The organism is Gemmatimonadota bacterium (assembly GCA_016714015.1).
Taxonomy (GTDB): domain Bacteria; phylum Gemmatimonadota; class Gemmatimonadetes; order Gemmatimonadales; family Gemmatimonadaceae; genus Pseudogemmatithrix.
Map to the genome: position 1 here is coordinate 1,045,526 of JADJNZ010000001.1, position 17,301 is coordinate 1,062,826.

The 17,301-nt window shown below is 69.4% G+C and carries 14 protein-coding genes; 6 read left to right on the plus strand and 8 right to left on the minus strand.

Annotated elements, in window-relative coordinates:
- Positions 1-7: 7 nt before the first annotated feature.
- Positions 8-466: a nuclear transport factor 2 family protein gene (locus IPJ78_04470; protein ID MBK7905800.1), complete on the minus strand. Its 459-nt coding sequence runs from the start codon at positions 464-466 to the stop codon at positions 8-10.
- A 105-nt stretch (positions 467-571) separates the two neighbouring features.
- Here IPJ78_04470 and IPJ78_04475 point away from each other — a divergent pair, with 105 nt between their 5' ends.
- Positions 572-1,402 carry a xylose isomerase gene (locus IPJ78_04475; protein ID MBK7905801.1) on the plus strand — a complete coding sequence of 277 codons (831 nt, stop codon included), beginning with the start codon at positions 572-574 and terminating at the stop codon, positions 1,400-1,402.
- Here IPJ78_04475 and IPJ78_04480 read toward each other — a convergent pair.
- A complete protein-coding gene (locus IPJ78_04480; protein MBK7905802.1) occupies positions 1,353-2,246 on the minus strand; it encodes an AraC family transcriptional regulator in 894 nt (297 codons plus the stop codon). The two genes, IPJ78_04475 and IPJ78_04480, sit on opposite strands and share 50 nt — an antisense overlap.
- Positions 2,247-2,336: 90 nt before the next feature.
- Between IPJ78_04480 and IPJ78_04485 the strand changes: the two genes are divergently transcribed.
- The 3 genes from IPJ78_04485 to IPJ78_04495 all read left to right on the plus strand — a co-directional run bounded on the left by IPJ78_04485 (position 2,337) and on the right by IPJ78_04495 (position 6,975).
- Entirely contained in the window at positions 2,337-4,238 is a 1,902-nt protein-coding gene (locus tag IPJ78_04485) for a glycoside hydrolase family 127 protein (GenBank protein MBK7905803.1), read from the plus strand.
- Entirely contained in the window at positions 4,235-5,833 is a 1,599-nt protein-coding gene (locus tag IPJ78_04490) for an alpha-glucosidase C-terminal domain-containing protein (GenBank protein MBK7905804.1), read from the plus strand. Before IPJ78_04485 ends, IPJ78_04490 begins: the two co-directional genes overlap by 4 nt.
- Positions 5,834-5,916: 83 nt before the next feature.
- Positions 5,917-6,975 carry a cytochrome P450 gene (locus tag IPJ78_04495; protein ID MBK7905805.1) on the plus strand — a complete coding sequence of 353 codons (1,059 nt, stop codon included), beginning with the start codon at positions 5,917-5,919 and terminating at the stop codon, positions 6,973-6,975.
- A gap of 309 nt (positions 6,976-7,284) precedes the next feature.
- Here the strand turns inward: IPJ78_04495 and IPJ78_04500 are convergent, their stop codons facing one another.
- The 3 genes from IPJ78_04500 to IPJ78_04510 form a co-directional block, all read right to left on the minus strand.
- Entirely contained in the window at positions 7,285-7,854 is a 570-nt protein-coding gene (locus tag IPJ78_04500; protein MBK7905806.1) for a hypothetical protein, read from the minus strand.
- Between the two features lie 823 nt (positions 7,855-8,677).
- Entirely contained in the window at positions 8,678-12,274 is a 3,597-nt protein-coding gene (locus IPJ78_04505) for a hypothetical protein (GenBank protein MBK7905807.1), read from the minus strand.
- 1 nt (position 12,275) lies between these two features.
- Positions 12,276-13,178, minus strand: a complete 903-nt coding sequence (locus IPJ78_04510) for an ABC transporter ATP-binding protein (GenBank protein MBK7905808.1) — start codon at positions 13,176-13,178, stop codon at positions 12,276-12,278.
- Between the two features lie 123 nt (positions 13,179-13,301).
- Between IPJ78_04510 and IPJ78_04515 the strand changes: the two genes are divergently transcribed.
- Complete coding sequence (locus tag IPJ78_04515) at positions 13,302-14,207, plus strand: LysR family transcriptional regulator (protein MBK7905809.1); 906 nt, start codon at positions 13,302-13,304, stop codon at positions 14,205-14,207.
- 72 nt (positions 14,208-14,279) lie between these two features.
- On the opposite strand, the gene IPJ78_04520 is transcribed toward IPJ78_04515, so the two are convergent.
- Both IPJ78_04520 and IPJ78_04525 read right to left on the minus strand, forming a co-directional pair.
- On the minus strand, positions 14,280-14,444 hold the full coding sequence (locus IPJ78_04520) for a hypothetical protein (protein MBK7905810.1): 165 nt from the start codon (positions 14,442-14,444) through the stop codon (positions 14,280-14,282).
- 146 nt (positions 14,445-14,590) lie between these two features.
- Positions 14,591-15,520: a flippase-like domain-containing protein gene (locus tag IPJ78_04525; GenBank protein ID MBK7905811.1), complete on the minus strand. Its 930-nt coding sequence runs from the start codon at positions 15,518-15,520 to the stop codon at positions 14,591-14,593.
- 231 nt (positions 15,521-15,751) lie between these two features.
- On the opposite strand from IPJ78_04525, the gene IPJ78_04530 reads away from it, so the two are divergent.
- Positions 15,752-16,795, plus strand: a complete 1,044-nt coding sequence (locus tag IPJ78_04530) for an NAD-dependent epimerase/dehydratase family protein (GenBank protein MBK7905812.1) — start codon at positions 15,752-15,754, stop codon at positions 16,793-16,795.
- Between the two features lie 25 nt (positions 16,796-16,820).
- Here the strand turns inward: IPJ78_04530 and IPJ78_04535 are convergent, their stop codons facing one another.
- The gene (locus tag IPJ78_04535) at positions 16,821-17,027 is read right to left on the minus strand and encodes a DUF2283 domain-containing protein (protein MBK7905813.1); all 207 of its coding nucleotides are present in this window, start codon (positions 17,025-17,027) and stop codon (positions 16,821-16,823) included.
- Positions 17,028-17,301 lie beyond the last annotated feature (274 nt).

The window sequence follows — 17,301 nt, forward strand, 5'->3', positions numbered from 1 at the left end:
CATGGCGTCAGAACCGCGGGTGGGGATTCCGCGACTGCGCCGGCGGCCCGGCGACGACGTCCCAGTGCTCCACGATCCGCCCATCGCGCAGGCGGAACAGGTCGGCGATCGCGTACGGCGGCGCACCGGCGGCGGGGGTGAACCGCGCGTGGAGGAATACCAGGTCACCTTCGGCGACCGTGCGGAGCACCTCCCACCGAGCGTCCGGCAGTTCCTTGATGAGCGCATCGAGGAAGGCGGCCGTGGCCTCGCGCGTACCGGCATCCACATCCGGCTTGTGCTCGACGAAGTCGGCGGCCATGTAGCGCGCGAAGGCGCTGCTCGGCTGCTTGTCGGCGAGGGCCTCCCTATAGAAGGCCAGGACGACGGCGCGGTTCGCCTCGAGGTCCGGTCCCGGCGGCGCGGGGGCGGGAGCGGTGCAGCCGGCGAGGAGGGAGAGAGCGATCCCGACGAAGGCCTTGGTCATCGGGTGAATATGCGATCCGAGCCGTAGGGCGGTGAGGTCCCATCCCTCTCGCACCACCGCATGCTAGTTTCGTGGTCGCGCGGTCCCTCGCCTGCACCCCTCCCCATGCCGACGCTCCGCACCTTCGCGAATCTCTGGACCCTGTGGGACCATCCGGGCGCCGGCCCGGACGAGTGGACCGTATCCGAGAAGGTCGCGGCGGTGGCCGCGGCCGGGTTCGACGGCGTCATGGGCGACCCCGGCACCGGCCTCGGTGCGCTGGCGCGCGCGCACGGCCTCGCCTTCATCGCGTTCCTGCGCCTCGACGTGACCGACGACGTCACGAACGCGCTCGCGCGATGCGCCGCGGAGCAGGCGATCGGCGTGCAGGTGCATCTCGGGTGGCACGACACGGCGCCGGATGCGGCGCTCGCGGCGGCGCAGCGACTCCTCACGGCGGCGCGTGACCTCGCGCTCGACGTCGTGATCGAGACGCATCGCGACACCTGCACCGAGACGCCCGAGAAGACGGACGCGCTCTGCGCGCGGTACGAGGCGGCCACCGGCTCGCCGCTCCCGCTGCTGTTCGACTTCTCGCATCACGCCGTCGTGAAGCACCTGCAGCCGCCGTTCGCGCCGCGCCTGCTCGCGGACGCCGAGCGGGTGCGGCGAGCGCGCTGGTTCCACCTGCGTCCGTTCAACGGCCATCACGCGCAGATCCCGGTGCGACACGCCGACGGATCGCCGGCCCCGGAGATGGCCGACTGGCTGGCGTTCGTCGACGCGCTCTTCGCGCTGCTGCACACGGCACCGCAGGCGGAGTGCTGGGTGTGCCCCGAGATCGGCCCGGTGCGCGGCGGCTACGGCCTCGCCGCCTTCCCGCCGAGCTGGACGCAGGCGGTGGAGCTCAGGCGCGCACTCGTCTCGCGCTGGGACGCGCGCGCGCTTCGCCCCTGAAGCGGGCGCGGAAGGCGCTCGGCGTCATCTTCTTGAGCGCGCGGAAGCGGCGATTGAAGTTGGCGAGGGTGCCGAAGCCGCAGGCGTAGGCGATCTCGGCCACGCGCTCGTCGGTCTCGCTCAAGCGGCGGCAGGCGCGCGCGATGCGCCGCGCGGTGATGTGCTGCACGAGCGTGCCGCCCGTGTGCGCGCGGAAGAAGCGCGAGAACGCCGCGGCGCTGAGATGCACGGTGCGGGCGACGTCGCCGAGCGTGAGCGTGTCGTCCGCGAGGTGATCCTCGATGTACGCGAGCGCGCGCGCGAGCCGCGGCTGGACGCCCTGCCAATCCACCGGCACGTAGCCCTCGCTCGCGAGCGGCGTCGCCGCGCGATCGGCGCCGAGGCGCTGCAGGATGCCGGCGAGCGCGCTCCACGCGGTGAGCCCGCGCTGCGCGGGCAGCCGCACCAACGCCTCTGCGACGGCCGCGCTGGCGCGGGACGAGAAGGCGAGACCGCGATGCGCCCGCTGGAGGAGCGCCCGCACGCCCGCGAACTCCGGGGCGGCGAGGTCGAAGAGCTCGACCGGCAGGTGCACGACGATCGCGCGGTGCGAGCGTGCGCCGGCGGCGCGTCCCTCCGACGACCAGGTGTGCGGCAGATGGCCGCCGAGGAGCACGAGGTCGCCGGGCCCGAAGGGCGCGATGTGATCGCCGACGAAGCGCGTGCCCGCACCGGACTCGATCCAGGTGAGCTCGAGCTCCGGATGGTGATGCCACCAGAAGCGGAACGCCGCGGCCGTGTAGCGGAAGGCCGCGAACGACTGACCCTCGGGACGGGCACGACGGGGTTCGGCGACGGCGCGCATGGGGCGGGCTGTGGGAAGTGGTCAAATTAGTATCAGCTCGCGTCCGGCGCGTAGGAGCGCCCCGCGCGCGCGGGCGGTAGCCTGCATGGCATGTCCGCGCCGATCCCCGAGCAGTTCCGGTCGCTGCCGCTCGGCGCGGTGCTCCCCGCCGGCTGGCTGCGCACGCAGCTCGAGGAGAATCTCGCGGGCTTCACGGGCCACCTCGACGCGCTCGTCCCGGCGCTCGTCGTGCAGGACGACCTCTACGGTCGTGACCGGCTCACCCCCGCCGTGCGCGAGAAGGATGTCGGCGCCCAGGGCGTGCCGCCGCAGGATCGCGCGCAGTTCCTCTGGTGGAACAGCGAGACGCAGGGCAACTGGTGGGACGGCCTGCTCCGCACCGCCGTCCTGCTGCAGGACGCGGCGGCCCTCGCGCGCGCCGCGCGGCAGGTGGACGCGCTCCTCGCCACGCAGGATGCCAGCGGGTACCTCGGCATCTACGCACCCGCGCTCCGCTACCAGGTGATCGGCGAGCACGGCGAGCTGTGGGCCAAGACCACCGCCCTGCGCTACCTGTTGGGCTGGTACGAGCACACACGGCAGCCGCACGTGCTCGACGCGGTGCGGCGGTCGGTCGAGGACGTGATGACGCACTACCCGATCGGGGCGTCGCAGCCGTTCCGCACCGATCGCCCCGACACCTGCGGCCTCACGCACGGTCTCGCGTTCACCGACGTGCTGGAGCACCTGCATCGCCTCACCGGCGATCGCCGCTACGCCGACTACATCGCGTTCCTGTACGCCGACTTCAGCGCGCAGCCGCTCGCCGAGGACGCGCAGCCGGCGTCGCTGCTCGATCCCGCCCAGCCGTTGCGGGGGCACGGCGTGCACACGTACGAGCACCTGCGCTGCGTGGCCGCCGCGTACCACGCCACGGGAGCGCCGCGGCTCGGCGACGCCCTCGCAGCCTTCGAGCGCAAGGTGCGCGAGGTGGTCCTGCCGTCGGGCGGCCCGGTGGGCGACGAGTACATCGACGGACGAGGCAAGCACGGAGGGCCGCGCGGCTACGAGTACTGCTCGTTGCAGGAACTGCTGCACAGCCAGGTGAGCCTGCTGTGCAAGCGGGGCGATGCCGCGCTCGGCGACGCGATCGAGCGACTCTTCCTCAATGCCGCGCAGGGGGCGCGCCACCCCGACGGGCGCGGCATCGCCTATCTCGCGAGCGACAACGCCTTCGCCATGACGGGCGCGCTGGACGGGAATCCCCAAACGCCCACACAGACGCGGTACAAGTACTCGCCGGTGCATCAGGATGCCGCCGTCTGCTGCGTGCCCAACGCGGGTCGCATCGCGCCGACGTACGTGCAGCACATGTGGCTGCGGGACGGGGATGCCCTCGTCGCCGCGCTGCTCGGCCCCTGCACGCTGCGCACGCCGGTCGCCGGGCGGACGATCGAGATCGTGCAGGACACGACCTATCCGTCTGAGGATACCGTGCACTTCACCGTCATCGGCGCGCGGGACGGTCTTGCCCTGCGCGTGCGGCGTCCGGCATGGGCGACGCAGGTGCACGCCGACCTCCCCTTCGTCGAACGCGACGGCTTCCTCCGCTTCACGATCCCGCGTGGTGACGCCCCCGTCGCGTTCGGCGTGACGTTCGGATCGCGGCTCGTGCAGCATCGCGACGGGCGCGGCGACGCGTACTTCACCGACGGGCCCTGCGTCCTCGCGCGGGCCCTCCCGGCGTACGCCACCATCACGAAGCGCTACGACGTGCCCGAGTTCGCCGACCGGACGTTCACGACGCCGGACCCGGTGGCGTATCGCACTCCCGGTGCGGTGCAGGCGACGCGCGAGCGCGATGCCGTGCGTCGCTGGCGCGTCGCGTTGCACGATCCGCGCACATCGCAGCCCATGGACACCCTGCTCGAACCGATGGCCCACACGATCCTGCGGCAAGTCACGTTCGCGCCCGCCGACCGCCCCTCGTCCCCTGACCCGACCGATCGATGACGCTCATCCTGCGCACGCTCCGCGCCACCCTCACGCTCTCGCTCTGCCTCGGCGCCGCCCGCGCGCCGCTCGCCGCGCAGGCATCGGCTCAGGCCTCCGCGCCCGTCCGTGACGAGGTCTTCTACCAGATCTTCGTCCGCAGCTTCCGGGACAGCAACGGGGACCAGCAGGGCGACCTGCCGGGCATCACGTCGCAGCTCGACCATCTGGAGCGGCTCGGCGTGACGACGCTGCTGCTCACCCCCATCGGCCCGTCGCCGTTCTACCACAACTATTTCCTCGACGACTTCGCCGGGATCGATCCGGCGTTCGGCACGGAGCAGGACCTGCGAACGCTCGCCGGCGCGCTGCACCGTCGCGGGATGCGCATCTACCTCGACATGGAGCTGCAGTACGTGAGTGGGCGCCATCCCTGGTTCACCGACTCGTACCGCCGGCCGGGTTCGCGCTACGCGCCGTACCTGCTGTACGAGGACTCCGCCAACACCCGGTACCAGACGGGCTACTGGGACAAGGAGGAGGTGGGCACCTTCGACGGGCGCCGGGTGCGCATCGCGACGGTGAACATGCTCCATCCCGACATGCAGCGGATCCACGCCGAGGTGTTCACGCACTTCCTGCGGCCGAGCGCGCCGGGGCGTGACGACGGCGTGGATGGCTTCCGGCTCGATCACATGCAGGACCGCCTCGACGAGAAGCCGGCGCTGAGCGACCTCTTCGCGCGCTTCTGGACGCCGCTCTTCCGTGAACTGCGGCGCGTGGATCCGAAGGTCGGGCTGCTCGCCGAGCAGGCGGACTGGGGCTATGGCGAGGCGTGGCTCGAGCGGGGGGACGCGGATCTCGTCTTCGCCTTCCCGCTGCGCGGCGCGATCCTGTCATTCGACAAGGCGAAGCTGCGCACCGCCGTCGAGGAGACGCGCCGGCGCACGCCCGCCGGCAAGCGGCAGATCGTCTTCCTCGAGAACCACGATGTCGAACGGTTCGCCACCGCCGTCGGCGGCGACCTGCGCAAGGCGAAGCTCGGTGCCGCGCTCAATCTCACGCTGCAGGGCGTTCCGCTCCTGTACTACGGGCAGGAGCTGGGGATGACCGGGAAGCAGATCCGGGACCCGTCGTCGTCGGACGGCGGTGACATCCCGCTGCGCGAGGCGTATCCCTGGACGTCGCGCGTGGGTCCGGGCATGGCCGTGTGGTACCGCAACAGCGGTCCGTGGTGGGATCAGAGTCCGCTCAACACCGGGCGCGGCGTGTCGCTCGAGAGCCAGCGCGGCCAGCCCGACTCGCTGCTCGCGACGTATCAGCGGCTCCTCGCGTTGCGGCGCGCGCACCCGGCGCTCGTCTCCGGCGACCAGGAGATCGTCGAGACCGATCACGCGAGCGTGTTCGCCTTCCGCCGCAGCGCGGGCGCCGATCGACTGGTGGTGGTGGTGAACCTCGGCGACGCCGCCGCCGAGGTGCGGGTGACCGCCGCCGGGGCGCGCGGCGTGCTGCGCGACGTGTTCGACCGCACCGCGGTGTCGCTCGACGATCGCGGTGTGGCGACGCTGTCGCTCGCCCCCTACGGCGTGCGGATCCTCGCGGTGGGGACCCGCTAGTGTCGTTCCCCGCCGATCCCTAGCGCGCCGCGCGCACCGCGCACGGCGTCCTCCGGTGCCCGGTCCAGGGGGAAGCGTTGCCGATGCTGTTGCGGCACGAGGACGTGCGCGAGGCCGCACGCGACTGGGAGCGGTTCAGCTCCGACGCCCCGTTCCGCGTGCCGATCCCGAGCGAGGAGGCGATGCGCACCATGCGTCAGCTCCCGATCGAGACCGACCCGCCGACGCATGGCGAGTACCGCGAGATCATCGCGCCCTTCTTCAAGGCCGCGAAGGACGACGCGACGATCGCGTGGATGAACGCCCTCGTCGGCGGCATGGTGGCCGCGGCGATCGCGCGGGAGTCGATCGAGATCGTGCGCGAGTTCGCGCTCCCCATCCAATCGCGCGCGCTGACGCACCTGCTGCGCATGCCCGAGGCCGAGGCGGAGACGTGGATCGGCTGGGGGATCCACGTGTTCCACGACGGGAGCGACGCGTCGGCGAAGGGGTCCACTCTCGAGCGCTATCTCGAGGCGCAGCTCGACCGGGCGGCGGCCGCGCCGGGCGACGATTTCTTCAGTGCGCTCGTGCAGGCGCGCTTCCGCGGCCGGCCCCTCACGCGCGAGGAGATGCTCGGGTTCGCGAACCTGACGTTCGCCGGCGGACGCGACACGGTGATCCACACCATCTCGTCGGTGATCGCGCATCTCGCGCATGACCCTGCGACGCTCGACGCGTTGCGGCGCGACCCGAGGCTCGTGCCGCTCGCGGCCGAGGAGTTCTTTCGCATCGTGTCGCCTCTGACGGCGCTCGCGCGGGTGTGCCCGGTGGACACGACGGTGCTGGGCGAGTCGGTGCCGGCGGGCGGGCGCATCGGCCTCAACTGGGCGTCGGCGAACCGCGACGAGACCGTGTTCGAGGATCCGGACAGCGTGCGCCTGGACCGCCGTCCGAATCCGCATGTCGCGTTCGGCACGGGGACGCACTTCTGCCTTGGCGCGCCGCATGCGCGGCTGCTGCTGCGCACGCTGCTGGAGCAGTGCGCGGCGCAGGTGCGGGGGGTGGCGATCCTCGAGGCGGAGGAGAAGGTGGAGCGGACGGCGGTGTATGCGCGCCGGGTGGGGTTCGAAGTGCTGCAGGTGCGGGTGGTGGGGCGGTAGGGAGGTGACGCTACGGCCACGGGAACGCGTGGCGAGGTCGGCTGGAGTTCAGCGAGCGTCAGTGGACCGACCGACGGTCGGGTGAGCCGAAGCTCCTTCAGTCGTGCGGCGGTCGCCTTCATTAGACTGCGGTGGTCAGCAGCGCCGTACCGAAAGGTACGGGAAGGCGCGGCCGCCCACCTGCTCCCTTTGACTGCCGACGGTCTCCAACTGCTGACAGGCCGAGTGCGCGCGCACTCCGCTACGTCGCCGACACGGGTCGGATCGCTCCCGGGCGCGTTCAGCGCGCTGCGAGATGGAACCCGCGAGCTACGAGACGAGTCCAGCGAGCGGCGAGATGGGTGTAGCGCGCTGCGAGACGAGTTCAGCACGCAACGAGGCGCGCTTTGCGAGCAACGGGGCGAGTTTAGCGAGCGACGTGACGAGTCCAGCGACCAACGGGACGCGTTTAGCAAGCAACGGGACGAGTCCAGCACGCAACGGGACGAGTCCAGCAAGCAACGGGACGAGTCCAGCAAGCAACGGGACGCGTTTAGCAAACAACGAGACGAGTCCAGCAAGCAACGAGACGAGTTTTGCAAGCAACGAGACGAGTCCAGCAAGCAACGGGACGAGTCCAGCAAGCAACGGGACGCGTTTAGCAAACAACGAGACGAGTCCAGCAAGCAACGAGACGACTCCAGCAAGCAACGAGACGACTCCAGCAAGCAACGAGACGACTCCAGCAAGCAACGGGACGAGTTCAGCAAGCAACGGGACGCGTTTAGCAAACAACGAGACGAGTCCAGCAAGCAACGAGACGACTCCAGCAAGCAACGAGACGACTCCAGCAAGCAACGAGACGAGTCCAGCAAGCAACGAGATGAGTTCAGCAATCAACGAGCCGAGTTCAACGAGCTCCGGGGCGGTTCCAGCAGGCTCCCAGATGAGTTCATCGAGCTCCGAGACGATCTGAGAGGGCTCCGAGGCGACCGCTGTAGGCTCAGCGTGAACTTCGGCAGCCCCCACGGCGAGTGACGACTAGGTCTTCCCAGATCGGCTTAGCGTTTGGTTGTGCCGTGGCCGTTCAAAAAGATGCGGGACGGCGGCCACGCCGACCCGAGCCGTTCATCAAGGCGTGGCCGCCGCCCAGCGTCCTCAGCCGGCCATCGGTCACCAACCGTCTTTAGGCGACAATCAACAGCTTCGCACCGCGACGAAAGGACTGCATCACCAAATGACTGCGGCTACCCCCACTACGCCGCCGAAGCGCCGCGTTTCCTCGACGGCCCAAGCGAGGCAGATGCACCGGCGCTCGCGCGATGCGACACGCGATGAAACGGTGAAACGCCCGTTCTGTCAATCGCAGAACGTGACTCGGTCTGACCTGCATCGCAACGCGCCTAACCCCTCGTTCAACCACGTCCGCCCCAATACCGCCCTCGGACCGCGCTCTCGCGAACCAGTCGCCTCCACATCCTCCGTCCACAAGCGCAAGGAGCGGCACACGGATCACCCGAGTCATGCAGACCTGCGTAGCGCACCTCGAGGCAGCGACGCGACGCCCCGGGCTCAGCCGTGGCGAGGAACCCGAACATGCGGTCGTCTGACTGCGACGACGGCCTGCGACACGGCTGCCGCTGGCCGTCGTCCCTGCTATGCTCCTCGGTCTCGCCACTTCTGCCGCGCCATCTCCGGCGGCCCACTCGCGCTATGCGCCTCGTCACCGGTGACCGGTCTCGTGTGCCTGCCGAAGCACGACCCGCCGCACGTTGTTCGATCGCTCACGGTCGATACGGCGGATCCACGGATCGATCTCGACCGACCTCGCCATCCCAGACAGCGCCATGGAGAGACTCGCGCCGCGGCGGGTCGCCACCACGCTGCCCCGATGCAGGACCGAGTCTGCGCCATCGCGCACCGCTACGTCGAACCGCTGTCCTTCGGCGGGCTCGTCACGCTCGCCGCCATCCGTGAGCCGCACCCGCACGGCATGGAACTCCGCGCGAAGCAGATATCCGTCGGGACGTGGCTCCACCCATGCCGAGTCCACCCGCAGGTCGTATAGCACCCGTTCGGTGAACCACTCGTCCACCAGCGAGCGATCGCCCTCCGTGACCGCCTCTGACCGCAGCAGCGCGTGCAACTGCGGTGCCGTAGCTGCGCCTTGTGGTCCTCCCTCCGTAGCCAAGAGTGTGCGAAGCGCACGCTCGACGGCGGAGTCGCCCAGCGCACCGCGCAGCGCGTGCATAGCCACAGCACCCTTGCCGTAGTAGAGATAGTCCTGGTCAGACGATTCGACGAGCGCCGGCTCCGGTTCGGCGTCCCACACGCGACCGGAGAGGTAGCGGTCGTGGTCGTACGCGATGAGCTGCGGGAGTGCGGCGGCACCTCGTGTGTGCTCGACCGCCAACTGCTCCGAGTACTTGGCGAGCGTCTCCACGATCGTCGTGGCGCCCCGTACCTCGAGCGGGCTCACGGCGTAGCCCCACCATTGATGTGCCACCTCGTGAGCGACGCGCCGAGTGAGGAGGTCCACGTCGTCGACGCGGGCGTCGGTGAGCACGCCTCGGCCCTCGTTGAACATGATCATGCCGCTCAGGGCGAATCCGGCGAAGGGCCAGCGACCGGGGACCTCGATGAGTCGTAGGTTCTTGTGCGGGTACCGTCCGAAGCGGGCGCTGAAGATGCGCAGCGACGCAGTGGCCGCGTCCACGAAGCGTTCGGCATTGCGCCCGTGGTCCGGGTGGTGCCAGAACTCCACGAGCACGCCGTCCGCGCTGTCGCGCCGTACGGCATACTCTGCCGATGCGAACCCGAAGCGGGCCGGCATGCGGTCGTCCACTCGGTACTCGAAGTAGCTGCGGTCCGCTGCTTTCCACGACCGGACAAGCGCACCGGGACCGAGCGCGGTCTGCCCGGACGTGGTGGACAGCGTGGCCCGCAAGGTGAGCCACGCATCCGGCTGCGCCTCGGCACGAGCGACGCGCGTGAGAGAGTCGATGGCCACGTGGGGCGACAGACCCGCCGACGCGGGTGGGAGGCCGCGCCGGGCGCGCTCGCGCGACTCGCCCAATTCGTAAGAAGCGCGATAGCCGAACGACGGCATCGCCACGAGCATCGTGACGTAACTGCCGTTGGATGACACATCAGGGTTGTAGCCGTCGGCGCGAATACCGTCCGACGCGATGCTGAACGAGTACTCGATGGTCGTGCTGTCTCCCGGCTGCAGCGGCGACACGAACGCGAACGCCCGCACGCCGAAGCGCGGATCGTGATGCACCTGCGTTCCTTCGCGTACGGCGACGCGCACGTCGCGCGCTTCGCGTCGGATGGTGAGCCATACCGTGTCGATGGCCGATGACGTGCGGTTGCGCACCGAGAGCGCGCCGCGGATGTCAGCTCGCCGAGCCCTCGGGGTGAAGTCGACCGCGATATCCACGTGGGAGACCGAAGGCTGAGGCGTGCCGGACAACCGACGGTACGCACGCTCGTAGTCCACGCGCCACGCGACATGCGCGTCGCTGCTTTCCCAGACTTGCCGCACGTTGGTCTGATAGAAGACCGCGCCGCCTGTGGCCGCGGCGAGCCCGCCAGCCACGACCGTCATGCGCCGGACCGGCGCACCGCTGCGAAGAAGCGCGTCCATACGGCTACGTCCCGCCGGGCGCCGGCCTCGAGGCCATACCGCCCAGGCCATCGCGGTGAGCAGCAGCGCCACGGTCGTCCAGTACAGCATGAACACGGCGAAGCTCGTAGCCGCCGCCCCGTAGCCGTCGAACTCCGAGAACGACATCTCGGGTGCCGACGCGTAGCGCAGCAACGGGTGCTCCAATCCGACGAGCGGACCCGCCGACGCCAGTGCGATGAGCAGCACGGACAGCAGCATGCCGACCCACCGGTTCCCCGAGAGCACCTGCACGGCCACGACCAGAAGCGCCGTGAGTGCCAATGGGTACCCGACGAACCAGAACTGCGACACATACACCCAGGGATCGATCGGCAGGCCGTCGCCAACTAGCTGTACCGCCGCCGCCACGAGGAGCCCCAGAGCGAGGAGGGCCGTGGGCACGAGCACGAGTGCGAGCAACTTCGAGAGAACGAATGCGCCGTTCGAGGCAGGCGTGGCGTCCACGAGGCCATCCATGCGGACGGCTCGTTCCCGCCACACGAGCTCCGCGCCGAAGTACACCAGCGCGAGCAGCGCGAACAGCCGGAGTGGGATCGCGCCGACCATCTCTCCACTGCTGGCCAATGTCCGTGTGCCATACTCGGCGTTCAAGAGGCGCGTGTACGTCTCCACCGCCGTGATGAACACGAATAGCAACAGCAGTGCCTGGACGACGCGCGCCCCGAACAGCTGCTTGAGTTCCAGCCGGACGCTCGATCCAACGGCTCCAAGCAGGTGCGCGTGCGATGCGCCCGTGGGCATGACCGGTGAATACGGGATGGTCGGCGCAGCAGCGGCTGCCACCGGTGCGTCTGGTCGAGGGCGCTTGCGGCGCGAGCCCGCCCCGAGCACGAGGTGGCGCGTGGCCATCACGATAGTGAGCGCGGCGACCACCAGTACGATCAGTCGATTGTACAGATAGTGCCCGCTCAGGGACACAAGTCTCAGGTTGCGATCGTCGAGCGTCCAGTAGCGGGACTGCTCGAACACCGCTGACAGTCCGAACGGATCCATCAGCGCGGCGCGTCCGAGCCCTTGCGCGCTGACGGGGGCGCTGTTGGCCATGAGCGGCGAGTCGCCAAGCATCGCCGCGGTCATGTAGAGCGCGAAGATCGCCACGCCGCCGACGTACGTGGCGAGCGAGCTGCGCGTTCGCCACCCCACCGCACACAACAGCGCCGACACGAGCAGCAGGTTGGGCAGGATGAGTGTGAACAGCGCCTGTGCGTACGGAGCGACGCGGATCGCTCCGAGGGTGTCCGGCTCGAGCGGCAGCATGAGCGGTGCGAGGAACAGCACGCTGATGGCGAGCGACATGGCCAGCAGGCCGGCCAGCACGACGCCGAGATAGCGCGTGGCCACGTAGACCGCCCGGGACATCGGTCGCGAGAAGATCAGCTCGCGCATGTTGTACTCGTCGTCGCGCAGGACGCCGCTCGCCGCGAGGAGCGTCTGCGAGAAGAGCAGCCACAGCGATAACAACCCACTGGCGCGCATCACGGCGTATGGTGAGTTCACGTGCGCCGATTCGGCTCCGTAGCCCGTTTGCACCAGCATGAGTGCCATACCGCACACCGCCAGCGTGACCAGGGCGAACGGGACGCGCCGCGCGTGGTAGCGCAGCTCGAAGTTCAAGAGTTGCGTGAACATGTCAGGACGTCGCACCTGCGGCGGGACGCTCGGCGCTGGCCGACGTGAGCGCGCGGAAATACACATCTTCGAGCGTTGGTGACGTTGGCGTGAAGTCCGCCTCGGGCATCGAGTCGGACAGCACCCGGATGCGCGAACGACCTGCGTGCAGTTGCGACGAGAGCACGCGATGTCGGCGCGACTGATCGGCGAGCGCGTGGCGATCGATGGTGCGGGTCCACAGCTGTCCCTCGAGCCCGGCAGCGAGGTCGTCTGGCACTCCCTGGCACACCACGCGACCGTCGGCCATGATGGCCATGCGCGTGCAGATCTGACGCACGTCTTCCACGATGTGCGTGGAGAGGATCACGACCATCTCGTCACCGAGTTCGCTGAGCAAGTTGTAAAAGCGGCCGCGCTCGGCCGGATCGAGTCCCGCCGTCGGCTCATCGACGATGACCAGTTTCGGAGCCCCCAGCAGCGCCTGGGCGATGCCGAAGCGTTGCCGCATCCCGCCAGAGAATCCGCTGACCGCCCGCTTGCGATGATCCCAGAGATTGACCTGCACGAGCAGCGCGTCCACCTGCTCTCGCCTGTCGTGCCGGTCGGTCAGTCCCTTGAGCAGGGCCAGGTGGTCGAGCAGTTCGCGCGCGGACAGCCCGGGGTAGACGCCGAAGTCCTGCGGGAGGTAGCCCAATCGCCGGCGATGAGCAGCGACGTCATCGAAGATGGAAAGCCCGTCGAAGCGTACAGTGCCGACATCGGGACTCTGCAGCGTCGCGAGCGTGCGCATGAGAGTGGACTTGCCCGCGCCGTTCGGGCCCAGCAGACCGAACAGGCCGTTGCCGATAGTCAAGGTGACGCCCTGCAGGGCGCGCACGCCGTTGTCGTACTGAATTGAGACTGCTTCGATCTCGAGTTTCATGGCGAGGTCACTGTGCGATGGGACTGGACGAGGTGGCGGGACGATCGGTTCGGTGGCTCGTACGCCGATGGGCACATGTAGTTTCAGGTGACGATTGCTAATGTTTGCATTAAGCTGTACTTAATGCTCACATCATCTGACTTTCGATTCTTCCTCGTTCTGGCACGGTCCGAGTCGCTCGCGGCGGCCGCGCGCGAGCTCGACGTGACACCATCTGCGGTGACGCAGCGACTACAAGAGCTGGAGCATCGCGTGGGCGTGCGGTTGGTCGTGCGGAGTGGTCGCCGACTGCTGCTCACTGACGAAGGCGAGCTGCTGGCAGACCGCGGCCGAGGCATCACCGACGAGATCGCGGAGTTGAGCGAGACGCTGGTGGCCAGGCGCGGCGAGGTCGCCGGTCACCTGCGCGTCATCGCGCCGCTCGGCTTCGGACGTCGCTACGTGGCACCGGTGGCCGCGGCATTCTTGGCGGAGCATCCGGCCGTGACACTCGATCTGACGCTGTCCGATCGCCTCGGCTGGTTTGCCGACACGTCCTGGGATGTGGCCGTGCACATCGGCGAGACCCGGCCCGCCGGATTGGCCGCTCAGACGCTCGCACCGAACCGTCGTCTGCTGTGCGCGTCACCGGCATTCGTCGAGCGTTACGGATCTCCGGCGTCCCCGACGGCGCTCCGCGAGTTCCGCTGCATCGCACTGCGCGAGAACGACGAAGACGTGACGATGTGGCGGTTCACCAATGCCGCGGGCGAGACGTCGCATGTGCGCATCGATCCCGAGCTCGCGAGCAACGACGGCGACGTCGTGCGCGAATGGGCCATCGGGGGACACGGCGTGGTAGTTCGCTCGGAGTGGAGCGTCGCCGACGACGTGCGGGCAGGTAGACTCGTGCCTCTGCTGGAGGACTACGCACTCCCCTCGGCGGATGTGCTGGCGCTCATGGGACCGCGCAAAGGACGCTCGGCGCGGACATCGAAGCTGGTCGCGGTGTTACGCGACGCGCTCACGCCCACGCCCTGGCGTGCGTAGGCGGCCAGGCGAACGGTGAAGGAATCGTGTCCACACATAGGGGGATCTGCCGAAGAACACCAACTGCCTCGCTCACGGCGCCCCGAGTCCGCGCAGCCGGCGCGCGGTGGCGGTGTCGCCTGGTGCCAGTCGCGGCGCGTTCGACAGACTCGACCGCGCCGCCACGGTGTCGCTGGTGACGAGCAGCGCCGCACGGAGCTCGCGATGCGCGCGAGCCTGCTGGGGATACGAGCGCACGTTCAGAGAACTGGCCCCGGTTCTTCGGACAGCACGCTATGCACTTCGGTCCGGCCGGGACGTGATATATCGGTCGGTATATTCGGGGCCGCTGTGTTAGGTAGACCGATATAGCGCGGCGGAGTGCACCCGGCGGCACCCGCCGGTCACGACCGCCGCACGACCTGCCCGATCACCCATCCCCCCGTGATCGCCGCGTCCACCGCCAGCTGCACCAGCCGGCTCAGCGCCACGAACAGCAGCGCCTGCGGCGCCGTCAGGACCGGTGCCAGCAACACCAGCAGCAGCCCGTCCCGCACGCCGAGCCCGAGTGGCATCACGACCGCGAGGTAGCCGCCCGCCCACGCGAGCGCGACGGCGCCGGCGACCAGCGGAAGCGCCTCGAGTCCGACCGGGGCCACGGCACGCACCACCGCGACGTGCGCGAACGCGAAGAGCGCCCACCCCAGCAGGCTCGTGCCGATCGCCGGCGACAGGGACATCGGCTCGCGTACCGGACGCACGCCGCCGAAGCGCTCGAGCAAAGCGGCGCCCCGCGCCTGGCGCGCGAGCAGGCCGGCGGCGATCCAGGCGACGATGATGCCGACGATGAGCCCGAGCGCCGGCCGGGCGTGAGCGGCGCCGGCGAGGCGGAGGCCGACGAACGCCACCACCCCGCCCGACCCGAGCGCGACCAGCGTCTCCCAGAGCACCGCGCCGGCGCCAGCACCGACCCGCACGCCGGCGCGACGCGCGAGCCCCACGCGCACCGCGTTCGCCCACACCTTCCCGGGCACGTAGCGCGCGAGCAGCGACGGCGCGAACGAATCGATCGCCTCGCGCCAACTGAGCCGGTGCCCGATCGCCGCGAGGACCTGTCGCCAGATCACCATCGCACTCGTCGCGTGCAACAGCAGGAGACAGGCCGCGACCGCGAGCCATCCCCACGCGACGGGCGGCGCGGGGCCGTCGCCCATCACCGTGCGCCAACGCACCGCGAACCACCGCGCCGCGTACGCGAGCAGCGCGACGGCGAGCAGCGTGGGGAGCGCCGCGAGGAGGCGGCGATTCGAAGGGGCGGGGGTGGGATCGGGCATGCGAGGGCTGACCCAGCAGGGACCGCCGGCCGGCACCTTTGGCAACCGTTCGCACGCCCCCGCTCGCCGCCTGCATGCCGCCGCCACACCGCTGCCACGCTCATGCCACTCGGCTGCCACGCCGTGACGGCGCGATTTCGCCGCCGGGGGGTCGGTCGTCCTTGGTCAGGCAGGGCGCGCCCCGGTGCGGCCCCGCCCGACGTCAGGTCCCCTACCCCGGCTCCCGCCTCCATGCCCGCTCCCGTCTCGCTCGTCACCGGCGCCGCCGGCTTCATCGGCTCGCACGTCGCGGAACACCTGCTCGCGAAGGGCCACACGGTCGTCGCGATGGACGACCTCTCGGGCGGCTACGTGGAGAACGTCCCCAAGGGCTGCGAGTTCGTCGAAGGCACCACCAACGACGCCGACCTCGTGAACCGGCTCTTCAAGCAGCACCGGTTCGACTACGTCTATCATCTCGCCGCCTACGCGGCCGAGGGCTTGAGCCCGTTCATCCGGTCCTTCAACTACACCAACAACCTCCTCGGCTCCGTCACCCTCGTGAACGCGGCGGTGAACGCGGGGACGGTGAAGTGCTTCGTCTTCACGTCGTCGCTCGCCGTGTACGGATCGGGCCAGGTGCCGATGCGCGAGGAGATGGTCCCGATGCCGGAGGACCCGTACGGCATCGCGAAGTTCGCGGTGGAGCTGGACCTCGCACAGGCCTACGCGATGTGGAAGCTTCCGTACGTGATCTTCCGCCCGCACAACGTCTACGGCGAGCGGCAGAACATCGCCGACCGCTATCGCAACGTGATCGGCATCTTCATGAACCAGGCGATGCGCGGCGAGTCGATGAGCGTCTTCGGCGACGGCCTGCAGACGCGCGCCTTCAGCTACATCTCGGACGTGGCGCCCATCATCGCGGCGGCGCCGGAGCGGCCGGCGGCGTACCAGCAGGTCATCAACGTCGGCGCGGACCAGCCCTACACCATCCTGCAGATGGCGCAGACGGTCGCGAAGGCGATGGGGGTGGATCCGAACGTGAAGCACCTCGAGGCGCGGCACGAGGTGAAGCACGCCTGGACGTCGCACGACGTGTGCGAGAAGCTCTTCGGCGACCTGCGCACGAACGTCTCGCTCGAGGAAGGCATCGGGCGGATGGCGCGGTGGGCGAAGGAGGTCGGGAAGCGGGACCCGAGCCGGTTCGAGAAGATCGAGATCGAGCGCGGGCTCTACAGCTTCTGGCAGGCGGAGGCGGCGGCGGCGAAGCAGGCGGGGCGGATGGTCGGGTAGGCTCACCGCCAGCCGGCAGCCGCGGTCAGGCCGCGCTCGCCCCGATCTCCTCGAGACTCACCTGCGGCATTTGCGCCGCCGACGAGGCATGCTCGATCGTCATGCTGACGAGGTTGCCGTCCTTGTCGAGGTCGACGTAGACGTGCTCGGAGATCTCGCGGGTCTCCTCCACCAGCGCTTCGGAGAACTCGAGCAACGCCGTGTCGGTGTCCTTGAAGTATTTGACCTTCATGGGCGGAACCTGCGGTCGAAGAAGGCGTTGTGGACCGTAGCGCGATCGGCAAGGAGCACCACCCTCAGGTGCAGTCGCTCCTCCGGAATGTATACCCAGCGTCGTATCCGGCCATCCCCCTGCACCAGCTCGGCCAAAGGCGCCATGATGGCGCGAACGATCCATTCGTCCCGGATCCGCTGGCGGTCGGGGCGAGCGCGGGTGTGACGGAAATACTCCGTGGATTCGAAGATGCGAGGGCTCCGCGGGTCGACATGCGGTCGTCGAGTCGCCG